This is a genomic window from Kitasatospora humi (assembly GCF_020907985.1).
In the GTDB taxonomy this organism is placed as follows: domain Bacteria; phylum Actinomycetota; class Actinomycetes; order Streptomycetales; family Streptomycetaceae; genus Kitasatospora; species Kitasatospora humi.
In genome coordinates this window covers 1-26,068 of record NZ_JAJJPA010000074.1, presented here as the reverse complement: position 1 = coordinate 26,068, position 26,068 = coordinate 1, and the positions used below count along the sequence as shown (strand labels likewise).

Here is a 26,068-nt window from a genome sequence, read left to right as displayed (position 1 = left end):
GGTCGCCCAGGCGGCCGGCCCGGGCGCGCTCGGGGCCGCCGTCTGCGGCACGCTACGCCGTGATGAGGGCGGTACGGACCGGCTGGTCACCTCGCTGGCCGAGGCCTTCGTCGCCGGTGCTGCCGTCGACTGGACGGCCGTGCTGCCCGCAGGCGAGCGGGTCGAGCTGCCGACCTACGCCTTCCAGCACGAGCGCTACTGGCCGCAGGGAATGCTGCCGCTGACGCTGGCGGGCGCCGGTCAGGACGCGGCCTCGCTGGGTCTGGGTGCGGTGGGTCATCCGCTGCTGGGGGCGGCGGTTGAACTGGCCGGTGGCACCGGGCTGGTGTGCACGGGTCGGTTGTCGCTGCGGACGCATCCCTGGTTGGCCGATCACGCGGTGGGTGGTGTGGTGCTGCTGCCGGGCACCGGGTTCGTCGAGATGGCGGTGCGTGCGGGTGACCAGGTGGGCTGCGGCCTGCTGGAGGAGCTGACGCTCCAGGCGCCGCTGGTGCTGCCCGCCGACGGCTCCGGGGTTCAGGTGCAGGTCGTCGTCGCGGATGCCGATGCGGACGGGCGCCGGACGGTCGAGGTGTTCTCCCGCCCCGATGCGTCCGACCTGCGCCAGGCGTGGGTGCAGCACGCGAGCGGGGTGGTCGCCCCGACCCCGCTGGACGGGCGGGCACCGGAGGAACTGGCGGTCTGGCCGCCGGAGGGCGCGACCGCGCTCGATGTCGACGAGGTGTACGCCGTCCGGCTCGCCGACGTGTACGGTCCGGCGTTCCACGGCCTGCGCGCCGCCTGGCGCCGCGGTGACGACGTGTTCGCCGAGGTGGCCCTCCCGGAGTCGGTGGCACGGGACGCGGGTGCGTTCGGTCTGCACCCGGCACTGCTCGACGCGGCTCTGCACGCCGCACTGCTGGAGGGCACGCCGCTGGCCGACGCGGACGGCGAGCCGGACGAGGTCCGGATGCCGTTCGCGTGGACCGGTGTTGAACTGCACGCCGGCGGCGCGTCCGTGCTGCGCGCCCGGCTGCGGCGGGATGCCCGGGGTGGGCTGGCACTGACGGCCGTCGATCCGGCCGGTGCGCTGGTGGTGTCGGTGGAGTCGCTGGTCAGCCGTCCGGTGTCGGTCGCTCAACTGCGGGCCGCCGAAAGCACGGTGCCTGATGCGCTGTTCGTCGAGGAGTGGGCCCCGGTGGCCGAGGCCGCCGGCACGGCCGGTGACTGGGCGCTGATCGGCGCCGACCGGTTCGGCGTGGCCGAGGGGCTGGCGGCCGCCGGAGTGCCGGTCCGCTCGTTCGCCGACCTGGCCGAGGCTGCCGCGGCCGCGGAAGCGGGCGAGGCCCCGCTTGACGTGGTGTTGGTCTGCGTCGGTACGGCCCCTGCGCCGTCCGGGACGCCGGCGGTGGCCGAGGCGGTCCCGGAGACCGCCCGCCGGCTCGCCGCCGACGCGCTGGCCCTGGCCCAGCAGTGGCTGGACGAACAGCGCCTGGAGGCCGCCCGGTTGGTGGTCGTGACCCAGGGCGCCGTGGCCGCCGCCGAAGGCGAGGCCGTGGTCGATCTGGCGGCTGCCGCGGCCCGGGGCCTGCTGCGCTCGGCGCAGTCGGAGAACCCCGGCCGGCTGGTCCTCGTCGACCTGCCCGCCACCGGCACGGGCGGGCAGATCGCCGTTCTCCCGGCGGTTCTCGCCGCCGGTGAGCCCGAGCTGGCCCTGCGCGGCGAGGCCGCGTTCGGACGGCGGCTCAACCGTCCGTCCGGTGCTGGAACAGCGGTTGAACGGCCTGCGGGCCCGCTCGCCGACGGTCGGCGGACGCTCCTGGTGACCGGTGGCACGGGCACCCTGGGCGGCCTGGTGGCCCGACACCTGGTGGTGACCGGACGGGCCCACGGCGTGGTGCTGACCAGCCGTTCCGGCCCGGCCGCCGCCGAGGTGGCGGGGCTGGCCGCCGAGCTGGCACAACTGGGCGCCTGGGTCAGGACCGTGGCGTGCGACGCGGCCGACCGGGACGCGCTGGCCGCGCTCCTGGCGACGATCCCGGGCGACTGCCCGCTCGGCTCCGTCTTCCATGCCGCCGGGATCATCGACGACGGCGTGATCGGCACCATGACCGCCGACCGGCTGGCGGCGGTCATGCGGCCGAAGGTCGACGCCGCGTGGCACCTGCACGAACTCACCCGGGACCTCGACCTGGAGCACTTCGTCCTGTTCTCCTCGGCGGCCGCGATCTTCGGCGCGCCGGGCCAGGGCAACTACGTCGCCGCCAACTCCTTCCTCGACGCGCTCGCCGGCCACCGGCGGGCCGCCGGTCTGGCAGGCCTGTCGCTGGCCTGGGGCCCGTGGGTGCACGAGGCGGGCATCGGCCGGGATCTGGGCGAGCGCCTGCTGACCCGGATCAGCCGGTCCGGGGTCGCGGCCCTGGGCGCGGACGAGGGCCTGGCCGTGATGGACGAGGCGATGGCCCGTGGCGAGGCCGTCCTGGTGCCCGCCCGGCTGGACCTGGCGGACCTGCGGGCGCGGGCCGCCCGCAGCGGTGACGTCCCGCCGCTGTGGCGGACGCTGGCCGGCGGCCGGGTCCGGCGGGTGGCCGCAGCCCAGGCCGCCACCGGCGCCGACGCCGCGGAGGCGCTGCGCCGCCGGCTGGCCGGACTGGCCGGCCAGGAGCGCGACCGGGTGCTGCTGGACCTGGTGCGGGCGCACGTGGCGGCGGTGCTCGGACACGCCTCCGCCGAGGCGGTCGAACCCACCCGGGCCTTCACCGACCTGGGCTTCGACTCGCTCACCGCGGTGGAGTTGCGCAACCGGCTGCGGACCGAGACGGGGCTGCGGCTGCCGGCCACGCTGGTCTTCGACTACCCCACCCCCGTGGCCCTGGCCGTGCTGCTGCGGGGCGAGTTGGCGGGCGACCTGCCCGCCGCGGCCGGCCCGGTCCGGCCGTCCGCCGGGCCGGCGGACGAGCCGGTCGCGATCGTCGGCATGGCCTGCCGGTTCCCGGGCGGCGTGACCGGCCCGGAGGAGCTGTGGGACCTGCTGGCCGCCGGACGGGACGCGATCGGCCCGTTCCCGCAGGACCGCGGCTGGGACCTCGACGCGCTGTACGACCCGGACACCGAGCACGCGGGCACCTCCTACACCCGGGAGGGCGGTTTCCTGCGGGACGTCAGCGGATTCGACCCGGCGTTCTTCGGGATCAGCCCGCGCGAGGCACTGGCGATGGACCCGCAGCAGCGGCTGCTGCTGGAGACCTCCTGGGAGGCGTTCGAGCGGGCCGGCATCGACCCGGCCTCCCTGCGCGGCAGCCAGACCGGCGCCTTCGTCGGCGGCTACAGCTCGGGGTACGCCGCGATGAGCCTCGACGGCGACTCGGAGTTCGAGGGCATCGACAGCCATGTGATGACCGGGAACGCGACCAGCGTGCTGTCGGGCCGACTGTCGTACACCCTCGGCCTGGAGGGACCCGCCGTGACGATGGACACGGCGTGCTCCTCGTCGCTGGTGGCGCTGCACATGGCCTGCCAGTCGGTGAGGGCGGGGGAGTGCTCGCTCGCGCTCGCCGGCGGCATCACCATCACGGCGGCCCCGGACGGGTTCATCGCCTTCTCGCAGGCACGCGGTCTGGCGGTGGACGGGCGCTCCAAGGCGTTCGCCGCGTCCGCCGACGGCATGGGCATGGCCGAGGGCGTCGGCATGCTGGTGCTGGAGCGCCTGTCGGACGCCCGCCGCAACGGGCACCCGGTGCTCGCGGTGGTGCGCGGCTCCGCCGTCAACCAGGACGGCGCGTCCAACGGCCTGACGGCACCCAACGGCCCGTCCCAGCAGCGGGTGATCCGGGCCGCGCTGGCCGGGGCCGGACTGTCGGCCGCCGACGTCGACGCGGTGGAGGCGCACGGCACGGGCACCAAGCTGGGCGACCCGATCGAGGCGCAGGCGCTGCTCGCCACCTACGGCCAGGACCGGCCCGCGGACCGGCCGATCCTGCTCGGCTCGGTGAAGTCCAACATCGGGCACACCCAGGCGGCCGCCGGTGTGGCCGGCGTGATGAAGATGGTGCTGGCGCTGCAGCACGAGGAACTGCCGCCGACGCTGCACGTCGACGAGCCGTCGCCGCACATCGACTGGTCGGCCGGGCACTCGCGGCTGCTCACCGAGGCGGTGCCGTGGCCGGCGAACGGGCGCCCGCGCCGGGCGGGCGTGTCCTCGTTCGGGATGAGCGGCACCAACGCGCACGTCATCCTGGAGGAGGCCCCGGCCGAGGAGCCCGCCGAGCCTGGGGCCACGGCCACCGAGCCGGTGCTGTCGGGTGCCGGCGCGTGGGTGCTGTCGGGGCGGTCCGCCACGGCGCTGTCGGGCCAGGCGGGCCGGCTGCGCGAGTGGGTGGCCGCCCGGCCGGAGGCCGAACCGGCCGACCTGGCCTGGTCCCTGGTGGCGACCCGGTCCCTGTTCGAGCACCGGGCCGTCGTCGTGGGCGGTGACCGCGCCGAGCTGCTGGCCGGTCTGGAGAGCCTGGCCGCAGGCGCACCCAGCGGCGCCATCGTCTCCGGCGTGGCCCGGACCGATGCGCGCCCGGTGTTCGTCTTCCCGGGCCAGGGTTCGCAATGGCTGGGCATGGGCCGGGAGTTGGCTGCGGTGAGCCCGGTGTTCGCGGCCCGGCTGGCCGAGTGTGCGCAGGCCCTGGAGCCGTACCTGGACTGGTCGTTGGACGATGTGCTGGCGGGGGCGGAGGGTGCGCCCGCGCTGGAGGCGGCGGATGTGGTGCAGCCGGCGCTGTGGGCGGTGATGGTGTCTTTGGCGGCGGTGTGGGAGGCCGCCGGTGTGGCCCCCGAGGCGGCGATCGGTCACTCGCAGGGTGAGATCGCGGCGGCGACGGTGGCCGGGATGCTCAGCGTCGAGGACGGCGCCCGGGTGGTGGCGCTGCGCTCGAAGTCGCTGAAGGTCCTTGCGGGGCTGGGCGGCATGCTGTCGGTGAGCCGGTCGGCCGCCGTGGTGGAGGAGCGGATCGCCCGGTTCGGCGAGCGGCTCGCCTTGGCGGCGGTCAACGGCCCGGCCGCGGTGGTGGTTTCGGGCGAGCCGGACGCGCTGGAGGAGTTGAAGGCCGAGTTCGAGGCCGAGGGCGTGCGCGCCCGGATGGTCGCGGTGGACTACGCCTCGCACTCCGCCCAGGTCGAGCGCCTGGAGCAGGAGATCACCTCCGTACTCGCGAATGTGACGCCGCGCCAGGGACGGGTGCCGATGGTGTCGGCGATGACCGGCCAGACGCTGACCGGTGAGGAGTTGGACGCCGCGTACTGGTACGCCAGTCTGCGGGCCACCGTCCACTTCGACCGCGCGGTGCGCACCTTGGCCGGTCAGGGCCACCGGGTGTTCGTCGAGGTCTCCCCGCACCCGGTGCTGCTGGGTGCGATGACCGAGTCGCTGGAGGAGGCCACCCAGGCGGCCGGCCCCGGCGCCGTGCCCGCCGCCGTCTGCGGCACGCTGCGCCGCGACGACGGCGGCGCGATCCGGCTGACCACCTCGCTGGCCGAGGCGTTCGTCGCCGGTGCCGCCGTCGACTGGACGGCCGTACTCCCGGCCGGCGAGCGGGTCGACCTGCCGACCTACGCCTTCCGACACGACCGCTTCTGGCCGAAGGTCCCGTCGGCGACGGCGGCCGGCTCCACGGCCGGCGGCCGGGACGGCTCCGGCACGGCGGCCGAGGCGGCGTTCTGGGCCGCCGTCGAAGGCGGCGACCTGGAGGAGCTGGCGGACACGCTGGCGGTGGAGGGCGACCAGCAGCGCCAACTCGGCGAGCTGCTGCCCGCGCTGACCACCTGGCGGCGCCGTGACCTGGAGCGGTCGACGACCGCGAGCTGGCGGTACCGGATGGGCTGGGCACCGGTGGCCGACCCCGACCCCCGCGCGCTGTCCGGCACGTGGCTCGTCGCGGTCCCCGCCGAGTCGGCCGGAGGCGATCTCGCGCAGGGCTGCGCGGTCGCGCTGGGCATCCGCGGTGCCGACGTCGCGGTGGTGGAGGTGCCGGCCGGGACGACCGACCGCGACGCGCTGGCCGCCCTGCTCACGCGGGCGCTCCGGGACGCGGGCGCGGAGCCGGCCGGCGTGTCCGGTGTGCTGTCGCTGCTGTCACTGGACGAGACGCCGCTGCCGGACCACCCGGTGGTGGCCGGCGGGTTGGCCGCCACCCTGGCCCTGATCCAGGCGCTCGGCGACGCCGGGATCGAGGCGCCGCTGTGGCCGGCCACCCGCGGCGCGGTCTCGGTCGCGCCCGGTGAGGTGCCGACCAGCCCGGTGCAGGCGCAGGTGTGGGGTCTGGGCCGGGTCGTCGGCCTGGAACACCCGGACCGCTGGGGCGGGTTGATCGACCTGCCCGAGGTGCTGGACGACCGGGCCGGCGCTCGGCTGGTCGCGGTGCTGGCCGGCTGCGGCGAGGACCAGGTCGCCATCCGGCCGGCCGGGATGCTGGGCCGCCGGATGAGCCGGGCCGCCGAGGCACGGGGCGGCGAGGGCCGCTGGACGCCGCGCGGCACCGTGCTGATCACCGGCGGCACCGGCGCGATCGCCGGGCACGTGGCCCGCTGGCTGGCCGACGGCGACGCCCAACGCGTGGTGCTGACGGGCCGTTCCGGTCCGGCGGCCGCCGGGATCGCCGCGACGGCCGCCGACCTGGCCGCCCGGGGCACCCGGGTGGACGTCGTCTCCTGCGACGTGAGCGACCGCCCGGCCGTGGCCGGGCTGGTGGCCTGGATCGGTGACAGCGGCCCCGCGCTGTCCTCGGTGATGCACACCGCCGCCGTCCTGGACGACGGTGTCGTCGACCGCCTCACCCCGGCGCGGCTGGAGACGGTGCTGGCGGCCAAGGCGGCGAGCGCCGGCTACCTCGACGAGCTGACGGCCGATCTGGACCTGGACGCGTTCGTGCTGTTCTCCTCCGCGGCGTCGACCCTCGGCTCCGCCGGGCAGGGCAACTACGCGGCGGCGAACTCCTACCTCGACGCCCTGGCCGAGCAGCGGCGGGCCCGCGGGCTGGCCGGTCTGTCCGTGGCCTGGGGCCAGTGGGGCGGTGGCGGCCTGGCGGAGTCCAAGGACGCGATCCGGGAGCGGATGAAGAAGCTCCCGATGTCGGCGATGGACCCGCAGTTGGCGGTCCGGGCACTGGGCGAGTCGCTGCGGGGCCCCGACGCCGTGGTGACGGTGATGGACGTCGACTGGGCCGTACTGGCGCAGACCGCGGTGGACCTGCCGAAGGCGCCGCTGGTCCGTGACCTGCCGGAGGTCCGCCGGCTCGCCACCGCGGGCGCCGCGTCCGCCGAGTCGGCCGCCCCCGCTGAGGGGGAGCTGAGCCGCCGGCTGGCGGGCATGGACCGCGCCGAGCAGGAGCGGGTGCTGACGGACCTGGTGCGGGCCGAGGCGGCCGTCGTCCTGGGCCACGCGTCGGCGGACGGCGTGCAGGCCCAGCAGGCCTTCAAGGAGCTCGGGTTCGACTCCCTGACGGCGGTGGAGATCCGCAACCGGTTGAACACTGCGACCGGACTGCGGGTGCCCGCTACGTTGATTTTCGACTACCCCACCCCGGTGGCGGTGGCCGCCTGGCTGCGCACCGAACTCGCCCCGGACGAGACGGCTTCGGTGCCGGTGCTCGACGACCTCGACCGGCTCGAATCCAGCCTGTCGGGTTCGGCACCCGACCAGGAAACGAGCGAGCGGATCACGAGGCGGCTGCAGAGCATTCTGTCGAAGTGGATCGAAAAGCAGGGCGAAGCGGAGTCCGGCAGTGACGGGGTCGAACTCGAGTCGGCGACACCCGACCAGGTGTTTGAGTTTCTCGACAAGGAACTTGGTCTGTCCAACTAGTTACTTCGCGCTAATTGACGGCATTTTGGTAAGGGGTCACTGTGGATAACCAAGAGAAACTCTTCGACTACCTCAAGAAGACTGCGGCCGAGCTCCAGGAGACGCGCAAGCGCCTGCACAAGCTCGAGGCCGGCGAGTACGAGCCACTGGCGATCGTCGGCATGGCGTGCCGCTACCCGGGCAACGTGGAGACCCCGGAGGACCTCTGGGAGTTGCTGGCGGCCGGGTGCGACGCGGTCGGCGACTTCCCCACCGACCGCGGCTGGGACTTGGAGAGCATCTACGACCCGGACCCGGAGAAGTCCGGCCGCTCGTACACCCAGTCCGGGGCCTTCGTGAAGGACGCGAGCGGATTCGACGCCGCGTTCTTCGGCATCAGCCCGCGCGAGGCGGTCGCCATGGACCCGCAGCAGCGGCTGCTCCTCGAGGTCGCCTGGGAGGCCCTGGAACGGGCGGGAATCGACGCCGGAACGCTGAAGGGCAGCAAGACCGGTGTTTTCGTCGGCGGTTTCACCTCGAACTACCTGGTGAACCTGGAGCTGGCGGAGGGGGGCACGGCCGGGCTGGAAGGTCACATGATGACCGGCAACCTGACGGCCGTGCTCTCGGGCCGCATCTCCTACGTGATGGGCCTGGAGGGCCCCGCCGTCACGGTCGACACCGCCTGCTCGTCCTCGTTGGTGGCCCTGCACCTCGCCTGCCAGGCGATCCGCGCCGGGGAGTGCTCGATGGCGCTCGCCGGCGGTGTGACCGTCCTGGCGCAGCCGGGCATGTTCGTCGAGTTCTCCCGGCAGCAGGGGCTGTCGGTGGACGGCCGCTGCCGCGCGTTCTCGGAGGACGCCAACGGCACGGGCTGGGCCGAGGGCACCGGCATGCTCGTCGTGGAGAAGCTGTCCGACGCGCGCCGCAACGGGCACCAGGTGCTCGCGGTGATCCGCGGCTCCGCGATCAACCAGGACGGCGCGTCCAATGGCCTGACCGCGCCCAACGGCCCGTCCCAGCAGCGGGTGATCCGCGCCGCGCTGGAGAACTCCCGGCTGTCCGCCGCCGACATCGACGCCGTGGAGGCACACGGCACCGGCACCAAGCTGGGCGACCCGATCGAGGCGCAGGCGCTGCTCGCCACCTACGGTCAGGAGCGCGGCGGCGACCAGCCGCTGTGGCTGGGCTCGGTGAAGTCCAACCTCGGACACACCCAGGCGGCCTCCGGCGTGGCCGGTGTGATCAAGATGGTGATGGCGCTGCGGAACGAGCAGCTGCCGAAGACCCTGCACGTCAAGCAGCCCACGCCGCACGTCGACTGGTCCGCCGGCGAGGTGGAGCTGCTGACCGAGCCCGTCCCGTGGCCGGCCGGTGAGCGGGTGCGCCGCGCGGGTGTGTCGTCGTTCGGCGGCAGCGGCACCAACGCCCACCTCATCCTGGAGGAGGCGCCCGCCGAGGACGGCGCGCCCGAGACGACGGAGGAGAGCGCCCCTCCGGTCGTGTCGGGCGCCGGCGCGTGGCTGGTGTCGGGGCGTTCGGCGGAGGGACTGTCGGCGCAGGCCGGCCGGCTGCGCGACTGGGCGGCTGGGCGACCGGAGGTGCGGCCGCAGGACGTGGCGTGGTCGCTGGCGACCACCCGCGCGAGCTTCGAGCACCGGGCCGTCGTCGTGGGCGGTGACCGCGCCGAGCTGCTGGCCGGTCTGGAGAGCCTGGCCGCAGGCGCACCCAGCGGCGCCATCGTCTCCGGCGTGGCCCGGACCGATGCGCGCCCGGTGTTCGTCTTCCCGGGCCAGGGTTCGCAGTGGCTGGGCATGGGCCAAGAGTTGGCGCAGCTCAGCCCGGTGTTCGCGGCCCGGCTGGCCGAGTGTGCGCAGGCCCTGGAGCCGTACCTGGACTGGTCGTTGGACGATGTGCTGGCGGGGGTGGCGGGTGCGCCCGCGCTGGAGGCGGCGGATGTGGTGCAGCCGGCGCTGTGGGCGGTGATGGTGTCTTTGGCGGCGGTATGGGAGGCCGCCGGTGTGGCCCCCGAGGCGGTGGTCGGTCACTCGCAGGGAGAGATCGCGGCGGCGACGGTGGCCGGGATGCTGTCCCTGGAGGACGGCGCGCGGGTGGTGGCGCTGCGCTCGCAGTCGCTGAAGGTCCTTGCGGGGCTGGGCGGGATGCTGTCGGTGAGCCGGTCGGCTGCCGTGGTGGAGGAGCGGATCGCCCGGTTCGGTGAGCGGCTCGCTTTGGCGGCGGTCAACGGGCCGGCGGCGGTGGTGGTTTCGGGTGAGCCGGACGCGTTGGAGGAGTTGAAGGCCGAGTTCGAGGCCGAGGGTGTGCGCGCCCGGATGGTCGCGGTGGACTACGCCTCGCACTCCGCCCAGGTCGAGCGCCTGGAGCAGGAGATCACCTCCGTACTGGCGGATGTGACGCCGCGCCAGGGACGGGTGCCGATGGTGTCGGCGATGACCGGCCAGACGCTGACCGGTGAGGAGTTGGACGCCGCCTACTGGTACGCCAGTCTGCGGGCCACCGTCCACTTCGACCGCGCGGTGCGCACCTTGGCCGGTCAGGGCCACCGGGTGTTCGTCGAGGTCTCCCCGCACCCGGTGTTGCTGGGTGCGATGACCGAGTCGCTGGAGGAGGCCACCCAGGCGGCCGGCCCCGGCGCCGTACCCGCCGCCGTCTGCGGCACGCTGCGCCGCGACGACGGCGGCGCGATCCGGCTGACCACCTCGCTGGCCGAGGCGTTCGTCGCCGGTGCCGCCGTCGACTGGACGGCCGTGCTCCCGGCCGGCGAGCGCGTGGACCTGCCGACCTACGCCTTCCAGCACCAGCGGTTCTGGCCCAAGGGGACGCTGGGCGAACTGCGTTCGTCCCGGTCCGGCAGCGGCGACCCGATGTCGCTGGGCCTGGGCGCCGTCGGCCACCCGCTGCTGGGTGCGGCGGTCGAACTGGCCGGCGGGGCCGGCCTGGTGTGCATGGGCCGGCTGTCGCTGCGCACGCACGCATGGCTGGCCGACCACGCGGTCGGCGGAGTCGTGCTGCTGCCCGGCACCGGCTTCGTGGAGCTGGCGGTGCGCGCCGGCGACCAGGTGGGCTGCGGCCTCCTGGAGGAGCTGACGCTGCACGCGCCGCTGGTGCTGCCCGCCGACGGCAGCGGCGTCCAGCTCCAGGTGGTCGTGGCCGCCCCCGACGCGGAGGGCCGCCGCCGGGTCGAGGTGTTCTCCCGCCCCGAGGACCCGGCCGCGCCGCAGGCGTGGGTCCTGCACGCCGGGGGCGTGGTCGCCCCCGCCCTGACGGCCGGGAAGGCCGACGAGGACTTCGCGGTGTGGCCGCCGCAGGGCGCCGCGCCGGTGGACGTCACGGACCTGTACCCGGTGCACCTCGCGGAGGTGTACGGCCCCGCCTTCCACGGCCTGCGGGCCGCCTGGCTGCGCGGTGAGGACGTCTTCGCCGAGGTGGCGCTGCCGGAGGAGGTGGCGCAGGAGGCGGGCGCGTTCGGTCTGCACCCGGCGCTGCTCGATGCGGCGCTGCACGCCTCGGTGCTGGCGGAGCCGGTCGTCCGAGCCGAGCCGGGCCAGGTGCCGATGCCGTTCGCCTGGACCGGCGTCGAACTGCACGCCGGTGGCGCCTCGGTGCTGCGCGTGCGGCTGCGCCAGGACGCGCAGGGCGGTCTGTCGCTGACCGCTGCGGACGCCACCGGCGCTCCGGTGGTGACGGTGGGCTCGCTGGTGAAGCGACTGGTATCGATGGACCAACTCCGGTCCAGCCACAATGAGTTGACTGATTCGCTGTTCGTCCAGGACTGGACCCCGGTGGCCCCGGTTGACGTTCCGGCCGGGGAGTGGGCGCTGCTCGGCGCCGACCGCTTCGGCCTGGTCGACGGGCTGGGCGCCGCGGGCGTGCAGGTGCGCGCCTTCGCCGACATCGCCGAGCTGGCCGCTGCCGTCGCCGAGGCGGGCGACGGCGGCCCGGGCACGGTGCTGCTGTGCGCCGACGCCCTGCTCGGCGGGGACGAGGACGCGGGCACCGACGTGCCGGGCGCGGTCCGGCGGGCCGGCTCCGCGGCGCTGCGACTGGTGCAGGAGTGGCTGGCGCAGCCGCGCCTGGACACCGTGCGGCTGGTGGTCGTCACCCGTGGTGCGGTCGACGCGGTCGCCGGCGAGGCGGTGACGGACCTGGCGGGAGCCGGTGTCCGGGGCCTGCTGCGGTCGGCGCAGGCGGAGAACCCGAACCGGCTGGTGCTGGTGGACCTGTCCGCCGCCGACGCCGACGCCGACGGCGGGCTCGCCCTGCTGCCCGCGGTGATCGGCGCGGACGAGCCCGAACTGGCGCTCCGCGGACCGGTCGCGTACGGGCGACGGCTGATCCGCCCCGCCGGCGAACTGGTGCCGGTCGTCTGGCCGGCCGAGACCAAGGCCGATCCGGCGGCCCGTACGCTGCTGGTGACGGGCGGCACGGGAACGCTGGGCGCGCTGGTGGCCGGGCACCTGGCGGCGACCGGACGGGCCGGCGGCGTGGTGCTGACCAGCCGTTCGGGCCCGGGGGCCGCCGGGGCGGCCGCGATCGCGGCCGAGCTGGCGGAGCTGGGCGTCTGGGTCCGGGTCGTCGCGTGCGACGCGGCCGACCGGGACGCGCTGGCCGCGGTGCTGGACCGGATTCCGGCCGACTGCCCGCTGGGTTCCGTCATCCACTCCGCGGGCGTCGTCGACGACGGCGTGATCGCGTCGCTGACGCCGGAACGGCTGGCGGCGGTCATGCGGCCGAAGGTCGACGCGGCCTGGCACCTGCACGAACTCACCCAGGGCCTGGACCTGGAGCACTTCGTGCTGTTCTCGTCCGCGGCGTCGACCTTCGGCGCCGCCGGCCAGGGCAGCTACGTCGCCGCCAACTCCTTCCTGGACGCCCTGGCGGGCTACCGCCGGGCCGCGGGCCTCGCCGGCATGTCACTGCAGCTCGGTCCCTGGATGCACGAATCCGGCATCGGCCGGAACCTGAACCAGACCTCGCTGTCGCGCATCGACCGGGGCTTCGTGCCGCTCGGCGCCGAGGACGGCCTGGTCGTCCTGGACGTGGCGCTGGGCCGGGACGAGGCGGTGCTGATGCCCGCCCGCCTCGACGTGGCGTCGCTGCGCGCGCAGGCCTCGGGCAGCACGGACGTGCCGCCGCTGTGGCGCACGCTGGCCGGCGTGTCCGTCCGCCGCACGGCCGTCTCGGCCGCCACCGACACGGACGCCGACGCGCTGCGGCGGCGGCTCGCGGCCGTCCCCGGTGCCGAGCGCGACCGGGTGCTGCTGGACCTCGTCCTCGCCCACGTCGCCGCCACCCTGGGGCACGCCTCGGCGGACGCGATCGACGCGGGCCGGCCGTTCACGGACGTCGGCTTCGACTCGCTGACCGCCGTCGAGCTGCGCAACCGCCTGAACGCGGAGACCGGCCTGCGGCTGCCCGCGACGCTGGTATTCGACTACCCCACCCCGACCGCGCTCGCCGCGCTGCTGCGCGCCGAGCTGGCCGGCGACCTGCCCGCCGTCGCGGCACCCGCCGCACCCGTGGCCACGGGCGCGGCGGACGAGCCGATCGCGATCGTCGGCATGGCCTGCCGGTTCCCGGGCGGCGCGGCCAGCCCGGAGGAGCTGTGGCAACTGCTGGCCTCGGGGGCGGACGCGATCGGCCCGTTCCCCCGGGACCGCGGCTGGGACCTGGAGAGCCTCTACCCGGACTCCGACCCGGAGGGCTCGGCGTACACGCAGGCAGGTGGCTTCGTCGCGGACGCCAGCGCCTTCGACGCCGGCTTCTTCGGGATCAGCCCGCGCGAGGCGCTGGCGATGGACCCGCAGCAGCGGCTGCTGCTGGAGACCTCCTGGGAGGCGTTCGAGCGGGCCGGCATCGACCCGGCCTCCCTGCGCGGCAGCCAGACCGGCGCCTTCGTCGGCGGCTACAGCTCCCGGTACGCGACCGAGGTGCCGCTGGACGGCACGGAGGTCGTCGAGGCACACCTGGTGACCGGGAACGCGACCAGCGTGCTCTCCGGCCGGCTGTCCTACACCTTCGGCCTGGAAGGGCCGGCGGTGACGGTGGACACGGCGTGCTCGTCGTCCCTGGTGGCCCTGCACATGGCCTGCCAGGCGCTCCGGCTGGGGGAGTGCTCGCTCGCCCTCGCCGGCGGCGCCACGGTCACCGCCACCCCCGGCGTCTTCGTGGCCTTCGCCAAGGCGGGCGGCATCTCACTGGACGGGCACTGCAAGTCCTTCGCCGCGGCGGCGGACGGCTCCGGCTTCGCCGAGGGCGCGGGCATGCTCGTGCTGGAGCGGCTCTCGGACGCCCGGCGCAACGGGCACAAGGTGCTCGCGGTGATCCGGGGTTCGGCCGTCAACCAGGACGGTGCGTCCAACGGCCTGACCGCCCCCAACGGCCCGTCGCAGCAGCGGGTGATTCGCGCGGCGCTGGCCAGCGCCCAGGTGTCGCCCGCCGACGTGGACGTGGTGGAGGCGCACGGTTCGGCGACCACGCTGGGCGACCCGATCGAGGCCCAGGCGCTGATCGCGACCTACGGTCAGGAGCGGCCGGAGGGCCGGCCGCTGTGGCTGGGCTCGGTGAAGTCCAACATCGGCCACACCCAGGCGGCCGCCGGTGTGGCCGGTGTGATGAAGATGGTGCTGGCGCTGCAGCACGAGCAGCTGCCGCAGACCCTGCACGTCGACGAGCCGACCCCGCACGTGGACTGGTCGGCGGGCGAGGTGCGGCTGCTGACCGAGCCGGTGGCCTGGCCCAGCGGCGAGCACGTGCGCCGGGCCGGGGTGTCCGGGTTCGGCATGAGCGGCACCAATGTGCACGTCATCCTGGAGGAGGCCCCGACCGGGGACCCCGCAGCGGCGGAGGGCGTGGACGAGCCGGTCGATGCGGCTGCTGTTGCTCCCGTGGTGGTGGAGGGGGCGCCGGCGGCGTGGTTGGTGTCGGCGCGTTCGGCTGAGGGGTTGGTGGCGCAGGCGGGCCGGTTGCGGGAGTGGGTGGTGGCGCGGCCGGAGTTGGCGTCGGGGGATGTGGCGTGGTCGTTGGCGGCGACGCGGTCGGTGTTCGAGCACCGGGCCGTGGTGGTCGGTGGTGACCGTGAGGCGCTGCTGTCGGGGCTGGGTGGTGTGGTTGACGGGTCGCGTTCGGGTTCGGTGGTGTCGGGGGTCGCGCGTTCCGGTGGGCGGACGGCGTTCGTGTTCGCGGGTCAGGGTGCGCAGTGGGTCGGTATGGGCCGGGAGTTGGTGCGGTCGAGTCCGGTGTTCGCGGCGCGGCTGGCGGAGTGTGAGCGGGCGTTGGCGCCGCATGTGCCGTGGTCGCTGGGTGACGTCATCGCCGGTGTGCCGGGGGCTCCTGGGCTGGATTCGGCGGATGTGGTGCAGCCGGTGCTGTGGGCGCTGATGGTGTCGCTGGCGGCGGTGTGGGAGGCCGCGGGTGTGGTGCCGGATGCGGTCGTCGGTCACTCGCAGGGTGAGATCGCGGCGGCCACGGTGGCGGGGATGCTCTCCCTGGAGGACGCCGCCCGGGTGGTGGCGGTCCGGGCCAGGGCGCTGTCGAGCCTGTCCATCCAGGGCTCGATGGTTTCCGTGGTGATGCCGTCCCCCGCCGTGCGGGAGATCGTCGAGGGTTGGGGCGAGCGGCTGTCGGTGGCCGCGGTCAACGGCCCTGCGGCGGTGGTGGTTTCGGGTGAGCCGGAGGCGTTGTCGGAGTTCGAGCGGGAGTTGGCGGCGCGCAAGGTGCTGCGCTGGCGGATCCCGGCGACCGACTTCGTGGCGCACTCGCCGGCGGTGGAGCCGTTGGAGGCGGTGCTGGCCGAGGAGTTGGCCGGGATCGCGCCGCGGGCGGGCCGGGTACCGATGATCTCCACGGTGACGGGTGAGTGGTTGTCCGGTGGTGAGGTGGATGCCGGTTACTGGTATGCGAACTTGCGGCGGATGGTTCGTTTCGAGGAGGCCGTGCGCACGCTCCTGGGTGCCGGCTATGGCGCGTTCGTGGAGGTGTCCACGCATCCGGTGCTGACCGCCGCCGTCACCGAGACCGCCGAGGACGCCGGTGCCGACGTGTTGAGCGTGGGCACGGTGGAGCGTGACAACGCGGGTGCCGCGCGTCTGGTGACGGCGTTCGCGCAGGCTCATGTCGGTGGTCTGCCGGTGGACTGGAAGGCCGTGCTGCCCGCCGCCGACCAGGTGGAACTGCCGACCTACGCCTTCGAACACCAGCGGTACTGGCTGCAGGCCGCCGACGTTCCCGCGCCCCTGCCGGGCGGCGACGGTGCGAGTACCGAGGCGGAGGCCCGGTTCTGGGCCGCCGTCGAGGGCGGCGACCTGTCCCGGATCGCGGACACGCTCTCGATCGAGGACCAGGAACAACTCAGCGCCGTGCTGCCCGCGTTGGCGTCCTGGCGGCGCCGTGAGCGGGACCGCTCGGTGACCGACGGCTGGCGCTACCGCGTGACCTGGTCACCGGCGACCGAGCCCGCCGGCTTCGCCCGCCTGTCCGGCCGGTGGCTGGTGGTGCTTCCCGCCGGCGAGATCGACGGAGAGGCGGCGCAGGGCTGCGTGGCGGCGCTGTCCTCCCGCGGGGCCGAGGTCGTGTTCGTCGAGATCCCGGCCGCGACCGTCGACCGCACCGAGATCGCCGCACTGATCGGCGAGGCGCAGCAGGGCGCCACCGAGGTGTCCGGCGTGCTCTCCCTGCTCGCGACCGACGAGTCGCGCCTGGCCGCCCACCCGGTGGTGACCGTGGGCCTGGCCGCCACCCTCGGCCTGGTGCAGGCCCTCGGTGACGCCGAGGTCGTCGCACCGCTGTGGATCCTCACCCGTGGCGCCGTCGCCACCGCCCCGAGCGAGGTGCTGACCAGCCCGCTGCAGTCGCAGATCTGGGGCTTCGGCCGCGTCGTCGGCCTCGAATACCCCGACCGCTGGGGCGGGTTGATCGACCTGCCGCCCGTCCTGGACGAGCGGACCGGCTCGCAGCTGGTCACCGTGCTGGCCGGCTGCGACGAGAACCAGGCCGCGCTCCGGCCGGCCGGGATCGTGGGCCGCAGGCTGACCCACGCCCCCCAGCCGTCGGCGACCGAGGCCTGGCGGCCGACGAACGGAACCGCACTGATCACCGGTGGCACCGGTGCGCTCGGCGGGTACGTGGCGCGCTGGCTCGCCGGACGCGGCGTGGAGCGCCTGGTGCTGACCAGCCGGTCCGGCGCCGGCACCGCCGGTGTCGCCGCGCAGGCGGCCGAACTGGCCGCCCGGGGCACCGGCGTGGACGTGATGGCCTGCGACGCGGCCGACCGCTCGCAGCTGGCCGGCCTGCTGGACCGGATCGCCACGAGCGGCCCCGCACTGGGCACGGTGGTGCACACCGCGGCAGTGCTGGACGACGGTGTGATCGACGGCCTCTCGGCAGCCCGGCTGGAGTCGGTGCTCGCGGCCAAGGCCGCAGGCGCGGCCCACCTGGACGAACTGACCGCCGACCTGGACCTGGACGCCTTCGTCCTGTTCTCCTCCGTGGTCGCCACCACGGGCGGCCCGGGCCAGGCCAACTACGGTGCCGCGAACGCCTACCTGGACGCCGTAGCCGAGCACCGGCGCAGCCGCGGCCTGGCCGCGCTCGCCGTGGCCTGGGGCCCGTGGGCGGCCGGTGTCGCGCAGGGCTCCGAGGCGGCCCGGCAGCGGCTCGCCCGCAACCAGTGGGAAGGCGTGATGGACCCGGAGCTGGCGGTCCGGGCCCTGGGCGAGGCACTGGACAGCCGCGACACCGTGCTGACGGTGACGAACATCGACTGGTCCGTCATCCTCGCGGCGCCGCAGTCGGCGGTGAGCCTGCTGCAGGTCCCCCTGATGCGCGACCTGCCGGAGATCCACCGGCTGGCCGCGATGGTGGCCGAGGTCCCGGCCGCCCCCGTCGAGCAGGACCTGGTGCGCCGGCTGACCGGCATGAGCCGGGCCGAGCAGCGCCGGGCGCTGGTCGAACTCGTCCAGGCCAAGGCCGCGCACGTGCTCGGCTACCCGTCGTCCGACACGGTCGAGATCAACCGGGCCTTCAGCGAACTCGGCTTCGACTCCCTGACCGCGGTGGAACTGCGCAACGACCTCGGCTCCGCCACGGACCTGCGGCTGCCCGCGACCCTGCTGTTCGACTACCCCACCACGGCCGCACTGGCCGACTACCTGGAGGCGGAACTGCTGGGGGCCGTGCCGGACAGCGCCGACGCGCCGACGGCCGTGCCCGCCACCATCGCCGCCGACGAGCCGATCGCCATCGTCGGCATGGCCTGCCGCTACCCCGGTGGCGTGGTCGACCCCGACGGACTGTGGGCGCTGCTGGCCTCCGGCGGCGACGGGATCTCCGGCTTCCCGGACGACCGCGGCTGGGACCTGGAGGCCCTCGGCAGCTCCTCGTACGTCACATCGGGCGGCTTCGTCCAGGACATCAGCGGGTTCGACGCCGGCTTCTTCGGGATCAGCCCGCGCGAGGCACTGGCCATGGACCCGCAGCAGCGGCTGCTGCTGGAGCTGTCCTGGGAGGCGGTGGAGCGGGTCGGCATCGACCCCGAGTCGCTGCGCGGCAGCGCGACCGGCGTCTTCATCGGCGGCTACACCTCCGGCTACGGCTACGGCGCGGACATCGAAGGCATGGCCCACCTCATCACCGGCAACGCGACGAGCGTGCTGTCCGGCCGGGTGTCCTATGCGATGGGCCTGGAAGGGCCCGCGGTGACGGTGGACACGGCGTGCTCGTCGTCCCTGGTGGCGATGCACATGGCCGCGCAGGCGCTGCGCTCGGGCGAGTGCTCGATGGCCCTGGCCGGTGGTGTCACCATCCTGGTGAGCCCCGAGGGTTTCGTCGGCTTCAGCGAGCAGAGCGGACTGGCGGCGGACGGCCGCTGCAAGGCCTTCTCGGCCGAGGCGGACGGGATGGGCTTCGCCGAGGGTGCGGGCGTGCTCGTGGTGGAGCGCCTGTCGGACGCGCAGCGCAACGGACACAAGGTGCTCGCGGTACTGCGTGGCAGTGCGACCAACCAGGACGGCGCGTCCAACGGTCTGACCGCCCCGAACGGCCCCTCGCAGCAGCGGGTGATCCGGGCGGCGCTGGCGAACGCCGGACTGACGGCCGCCGACGTGGACGTGGTCGAGGCACACGGCACGGGCACCAAGTTGGGCGACCCGATCGAGGCGCAGGCGCTGCTGGCGACGTACGGTCAGGAGCGCAGCGACAACGGGCCGTTGCGGCTGGGGTCGGTGAAGTCCAACATCGGGCACACCCAGGCGGCCGCCGGTGTGGCCGGTGTGATCAAGATGGTGTTGGCGCTGCAGCACGAGCAGTTGCCGAGGACGCTGCACGCCGAGGTGCCGTCGCCGCACGTCGACTGGTCCGCCGGTGAGGTGGAGCTGCTGACGGAGGCGGTGCCGTGGCCGGCCAACGGCCGGGTGCGCCGGGCGGGTGTGTCCTCGTTCGGCCTGAGCGGCACCAACGCGCACGTCATCCTGGAGGAAGCCCCCGCGACCGCCGAATCCGGCGAGCCCGGCGAGCCCTGCGTGTCCGGCGTGTCCGGCGTGTCCGGCGAGTCCGGGGACGACGGGCGGGACGATGTCACCAAGGTGGTCGAAACCGGTGCGGTCGGGGCCTGGTTGGTGTCGGGTCGGTCGGCTGAGGGGCTGACCGCGCAGGCGGGTCGGCTGTACGACTGGGTGTCGGCGCGGCCGGAGTTGGCGCCGGTGGATGTGGGGTGGTCGTTGGCGTCGACGCGGTCGGTGTTCGAGCACCGGGCGGTGGTGGTCGGCGGTGAGCGTGGGGAGTTGGTGTCCGGGCTGCAGTGTTTGGCGGCTGGGGTGCCGTCGGGTTCGGTGGTGTCGGGGGTGGCGCGGCCGGGTGCGCGGGTGGTGTTCGCGTTCGCGGGCCAGGGGTCGCAGTGGCTGGGTATGGGCCGGGAGTTGGCTGGGGTGAGCCCGGTGTTCGCGGCCCGGCTGGCGGAGTGCGAGGCGGCGCTGGCGCCGTATGTGGACTGGTCGTTGGGTGATGTGCTGGCGGGGGCGGAGGGTGCGCCCGCGCTGGAGGCGGCGGATGTGGTGCAGCCGGCGTTGTGGGCGGTGATGGTGTCTTTGGCGGCGGTGTGGGAGGCCGCCGGTGTGGTGCCGGATGCGGTGGTGGGTCATTCGCAGGGGGAGATCGCGGCGGCGACGGTGGCCGGGATGCTGTCCCTGGATGACGGCGCGCGGGTGGTGGCGCTGCGCTCGCAGTCGTTGAAGGTCCTTGCGGGGCTGGGCGGGATGCTGTCGGTGAGCCGGTCGGCCGCTGTGGTGGAGGAGCGGATCGCCCGGTTCGGCGAGCGGCTCGCCTTGGCGGCGGTCAACGGGCCGGCGGCGGTGGTGGTTTCGGGTGAGCCGGACGCGTTGGAGGAGCTGAAGGCCGAGTTCGAGGCGGAGGGTGTGCGCGCCCGGATGGTCGCGGTGGACTACGCCTCGCACTCCGCCCAGGTGGACCGGTTGGAGGAGGAGATCGCCTCGGTCCTGTCGGGGATCGTTCCGCGTCGTGGTCGGGTGCCGATGGTGTCCGCGATGACCGGCCAGACGCTGACTGGTGAGGAGTTGGACGCCGCGTACTGGTACGCCAGTCTGCGGGCCACCGTCCACTTCGACCGCGCGGTCCGCACGCTTGCCGGTCAGGGTCACCAGCTCTTCGTGGAGGTCACCCCGCACCCGGTGCTGATGGGCGCGATGAACGACACCCTTGAGGACACCGCGCTGGACTCCGCATCGCTGCCGGCCGCTGTCTGCGGCACGCTGCGCCGAGACGACGGAGGTGCCCAGCGCCTGCTCATGTCGCTGGCCGAGGCCTTCGTCAGTGGCGCGTCGGTGGATTGGGAGGCCGTGCTGCCCGTCGGCGAGCGGGTCGAGTTGCCGACCTATGCCTTCCAGCATGAGCGGTTCTGGCCGCGTGCGGCTGCGCCGGCTCTTGGTGGGGATGCGGTGTCGCTGGGTCTGGGTGCGGTGGGTCATCCGCTGCTGGGTGCGGCGGTTGAACTGGCCGGTGGTACGGGGCTGGTGTGCACGGGTCGGTTGTCGCTGCGGACGCATCCCTGGTTGGCCGATCACGCGGTGGGTGGTGTGGTGCTGCTGCCGGGCACCGGGTTCGTCGAGATGGCGGTGCGTGCTGGTGACCAGGTGGGCTGCGGCCTGCTGGAGGAGCTGACGCTCCAGGCGCCGCTGGTGCTGCCCGCCGACGGCTCCGGGGTTCAGGTGCAGGTGGTTGTCGCGGATGCCGATGCGGACGGGCGCCGGACGGTCGAGGTGTTCTCCCGCGTTGATGCGCAGCAGGCGTGGGTGCAGCATGCGAGTGGTTTCGTGGCTCCCGCCGGTGAGGTGGCGGTGGCGGAGGACGACTTCGCGGTGTGGCCTCCGCAGGGTGCCGTGGCGGTGGACGTCGCCGGGATGTACGAGGCCGGTGCGGGTGCGGCGTACGGGTACGGTCCGGCGTTCCAGGGGTTGCGGGCGGTGTGGCGCCGTGGTGGTGAGGTGTTCGCCGAGGTGGTGCTGCCGGAGTCGGTGGCGCAGGAGGCGGGGGCGTTCGGTCTGCATCCGGCGTTGCTGGACGGGGTGTTGCACGCCAGTGCCCTGGTCGGTGGGGGTGAGGAGGGCGAGCCGGGTCAGGTGCGGTTGCCGTTCGCCTGGACGGGTGTGGAGCTGCATGCGGCGGGTGCTTCTGTTCTGCGGGCGCGGTTGCGTCGTGATGCGCAGGGCGCTCTGGCGTTGACGGCGGCGGATGCGGCGGGTCAGCCGGTGGTGTCGGTGGCCTCGCTGATCACCCGGGCGGTGGCGGCCGACCAACTCGGGGCGCAGGGTGCCGGTTTGGCGGATGCGCTGTTCACCGTGGAGTGGGCTCCGATCGCCGGGGGCGAGGCCCCGGTCGGTGAGTGGGCGTTGGTGGGTGGTGACCGGTTCGGGCTGGTGGATGCGTTGGGCGCGGCTGGTGTGTCGGTGCGTTCCTTCGCCGGTCTGGGTGAGGTTGCGGCCGCGGTCGGGGCGGGGGAGTTGGAGCCTGCCCTGGTGTTGGTCTGTGCCGGCGGCCCGGAGGGTGCTGATCCGGCCGAGGGTGCTCGCCGGGCGACCGGTGAGGCTCTGGTCCTGGTGCAGGACTGGTTGGCCGAAGAGCGCCTGGAGGCGGCCCGGTTGGTGGTCGTCACTCGTGGCGGTGTGGCGGCTTCGGCTGGTGAGCGTGTGGCCGATCTGCCGGCTGCCGCGGTGTGGGGGTTGCTGCGTTCGGCGCAGTCGGAGAACCCCGGCCGGTTGGTCCTCGTCGACCTGCCCGCCACCGGTGACCAGGCCACGGCCGTGCTGCCGACGGCGCTGGCCGCCGGCGAGCCGGAGGTAGCCATCCGCGGCAACGCGGCCCACGCACGCCGACTGACGCGGCCGGCAGGCGAGTTGGCGGTGCCGGACGGCCCGTGGCGGCTGGAACCGGACGCCGGTGGCTCGCTGGACGGCCTTGTCCTCGCGGCGGCGCCGCAAGCCGGTGACCAGCTGGAGGCCGGGCAGGTCCGGGTGGCGGTTCGCGTCGCCGGGCTGAACTTCCGGGACGTGCTGATCGGCCTGGGGATGTACCCGGGTGGCGGCGTGATGGGCAGTGAGGTCGCCGGCACGGTGCTGGAACTGGGCCCGGAGGTGACCGGACTGGCGGTCGGCGACCGCGTGATGGGCGTCACCGCCGGCGGGTTCGGCCCGGTCGCCGTCACCGATGCGCGGCAGCTGGTCCGGATCCCGGCCGGCTGGTCCTACGCCGAGGCGGCATCCGTCCCGAGCGCATTCATGACGGCCTGGTACGCACTGGTCGAGCTGGCCGGGGCGAAGGCCGGACAGCGGGTGCTGGTGCACGCCGGCGCGGGTGGTGTCGGTATGGCGGCGGTGCAGATCGCCCGGCACCTGGGTCTGGAGGTCTTCGCGACGGCGAGTCCGGCGAAGTGGCCGGTGCTGGCCGCAATGGGCCTGGACGAGGCGCACATCTCCTCGTCCCGCAGTGCCGGTTTCGAGGCTGATTTCCTCGCCGCCACCGGCGGGGCGGGTGTCGACATCGTGGTCAACTCGCTGGCGGGTGAGCTGATCGACGCGTCCTTGCGGCTGCTGCCGCGTGGTGGGGCGTTCGTCGAGATGGGCCGCACCGATCTGCGGGACGCCGATGCGCTGGCGGTCGAGCATCCGGGGGTGGTGTACCGGCCCTTCAATCTGGGTGAGGCCGGCCCTGAGCGGCTGGGCGCGATGCTCGGCCGGATCGTGGAGCTGATGGCCGCCGGGGAGTTGGCCAAGCTTCCGGTGCGGGCCTGGGACGTGCGGCGGGCGCGGGAGGCGTTCCGGTTCATGCAGCAGGCCCGCCACACCGGCAAGCTGGTGCTGACGATTCCCGCCGGTCCGCACGCATCGCGCCAGGGCGGTAGCTCGGCGCTGGTGACGGGTGGTACGGGCACGCTGGGTGGTCTGGTGGCCAGGCATCTGGTGGCCACCGGGCGGGCCGAGGGGCTGGTGCTGACCAGCCGTTCGGGTCCGGCCGCCGCCGAAGTCGCGGTGCTGGCCGCAGAGTTGGCGCAGTCGGGTGCGTCGGTCGATGTCGTCGCCTGTGACACGGCGGAACGCGAGGCGCTGGCCGCGCTGCTCGCGGGCATCCCGGCCGAGTGTCCGCTGCAGACCGTGGTGCACACCGCCGGTGTCCTGGACGACGCGACGATCGCATCGTTGAACCCGGAGCGGGTGGCGACCGTGATGCGGCCCAAGGCCGACGGCGCCTGGCACCTGCACGAGCTCACCCAGGACCTCGACCTGGAGCACTTCGTCCTGTTCTCCTCGGCTGCCGCGACCTTCTCCAGCCCGGGCCAGGGCAACTACGTCGCGGCCAACGCGTTCCTGGACGCACTGGCGGCCGACCGCCGGGCGGCCGGACTGGCCGGCACCTCGCTGGCCTGGGGCATGTGGGCCGAGGCCAGTGCGCTGACCGGGCGGCTGAGCGACTCCGAGCGGGCCCGCATCAACCGCGGCGGTGTCGCGGCACTGAGCGCGGACGAGGGCCTGGCGCTGCTCGACCTGGCGCTGGCCAGGGACGAGGCGGTGCTGGTGCCGGCCAAGCTGGACCTGGCCGGGCTGCGATCGCAAGCCACCCGCAGCGCCGAGGTACCGCCGCTGTGGCGGGCCCTGGTCGGCGGCGGGGCGGGACGGCGCAACGCCGCCTCGGGCACCGCCGGCGCCGACTCGCTGCACCGGCAGCTGGCCGGGCAGTCGGAGCCGGAGCGGATGCGACTGCTCACCGACCTGGTCCGGTCCCACGTGGCCGCCGTGCTGGGGCACTCCTCCGCCGAGGTGATCGAGTCCACCCGGGCCTTCACCGACCTGGGCTTCGACTCCCTCACCGCGGTGGAACTGCGCAACCGCCTCAGCACCGCGACCGGACTGCGACTGCCGGCCACGCTGGTGTTCGACTACCCCAACCCCACCGAACTGGCCGCGTTCCTGCAGGAGAAGCTGCTGCCGGAGCTGGTTGAACATGGCGAGACGGACGCCGCCGAGGAGAAACTCCGGAAGGCGCTCGCAACCGTGCCGCTGTCCAGGTTCCGCGACGCCGGGCTCATGGAGGCGCTGATGCGGCTCGCCGATGTCCGTGACGACGCCCTGATGGGCGACCAGGGCGAAGACGTCGAGGACATCGACGCGTTGGACGCCGACAGCCTGATCCGTCTGGCCCTGGACGGCGAGGCGGAGTGATGTTGATGATGCTCGATGCGTGGAGGCAGCGATGACCGGACAGGCCGACAAGCTCCTTGAAGCGCTGCGTGCCTCCGTGAAGGAGACCGAGCGGCTACGACAGCGGAACCGCCAGCTCGTCGCGGCAGCCTCGGAGCCACTGGCGATCGTGGGCATGAGCTGCCGGTACCCCGGTGGCGTGACGACTCCCGAGGAACTGTGGGAGTTGCTCGCCGCCGGCGGGGACGCGATCTCCGGCTTCCCGACGGACCGGGGCTGGGACACCGAGGGTGTCTACGACCCCGACCCGGACCACCAGGGCACCTCCTACGTGGTCGAGGGCGGATTCCTGCGGGACGCGGCCAGCTTCGACGCGGGGTTCTTCGGGATCAGCCCACGTGAGGCGCTGGCGATGGACCCGCAGCAGCGGCTGCTGCTGGAGACGTCCTGGGAGGCGCTGGAGCGGGCCGGGGTCGACCCGGCCTCCCTCCGGGGCTCGCAGACCGGCGTGTTCGTCGGTGTCGCCCCCTCCGACTACGTCGCGCACCAGACCCTGCAGAACATGGAGGGGCTCGACTGGCACCTCATGACCGGCGGTGCGGCCAGTGTGATGTCCGGTCGGATCTCCTACCTGCTCGGACTGCAGGGCCCGGCGGTGTCCGTCGACACGGCGTGCTCGTCGTCCCTGGTGGCGCTGCACCTGGCCTGCCAGGCGGTGCGCGCCGGGGAGTGCTCGCTGGCGCTGGCCGGCGGCGTCACGGTCATGGCCACCACCATGGGCTTCGTCGGCTTCTCCCGGCAGCGCGGTCTGGCCGAGGACGGGCGCTGCAAGGCGTTCTCGGCCGCGGCGGACGGCATGGGCATGGGCGAGGGCGCCGGCATGGTCGTCGTCGAGCGGCTGTCGGACGCCCGGCGCAACGGGCACAAGGTGCTCGCGGTGGTGCGCGGCTCGGCGGTGAACCAGGACGGTGCGTCCAACGGTCTGACCGCCCCGAACGGTCCGTCGCAGCAGCGGGTGATCCGGGCGGCGCTGGCCAGCGCCAAGCTGTCGGCGGCGGACGTGGACGCGGTCGAGGCGCACGGCACGGGCACGACGCTGGGTGACCCGATCGAGGCGCAGGCACTGCTGACGACGTACGGCCAGGACCGGCCGGAGGGCCGGCCGCTGCTGCTCGGCTCGGTGAAGTCCAACATCGGCCACGCCCAGCAGGCGGCCGGTGTCGCCGGTGTGATCAAGATGGTGCTGGCGCTGCAGCACGAGCAGCTGCCGAAGACCCTGCACGTGGACGAGCCCTCGCCGCACGTGGACTGGACGGCCGGCGACGTGCAGTTGCTGACCGAGGCCGTGCCGTGGCCGGCCGGGGAGCGTCCGCGCCGGGCGGGCGTGTCCTCGTTCGGCCTGAGCGGCACCAACGCGCACGTCATCGTGGAGGAGGCGCCCGCCGACGAGGATGGCGAGGCCGTTCAGGTCCCTCAGGCGGCGCCGGTGGTGTCGGGCGCGGGTGCGTGGCTGGTGTCGGGCCGCACGGCTGAGGGGCTGGCG

General features: G+C 74.3%; 3 protein-coding genes. All 3 read left to right on the top strand.

Features of this window, described 5'->3' with window-relative positions; all coding sequences use genetic code 11:
* Window positions 1-139: 139 nt before the first annotated feature.
* Window positions 140-7,825, top strand: a complete 7,686-nt coding sequence (locus tag LN042_RS34200; protein ID WP_230055348.1) for a type I polyketide synthase — start codon at window positions 140-142, stop codon at window positions 7,823-7,825.
* A gap of 41 nt (window positions 7,826-7,866) precedes the next feature.
* On the top strand, window positions 7,867-24,546 hold the full coding sequence (locus LN042_RS34195) for a type I polyketide synthase (protein ID WP_230055347.1): 16,680 nt from the start codon (window positions 7,867-7,869) through the stop codon (window positions 24,544-24,546).
* Between the two features lie 31 nt (window positions 24,547-24,577).
* Window positions 24,578-26,068, top strand: a 1,491-nt coding sequence (locus LN042_RS34190; RefSeq protein WP_230055346.1) for a type I polyketide synthase, incomplete at its 3' end; no start/stop codon positions are given.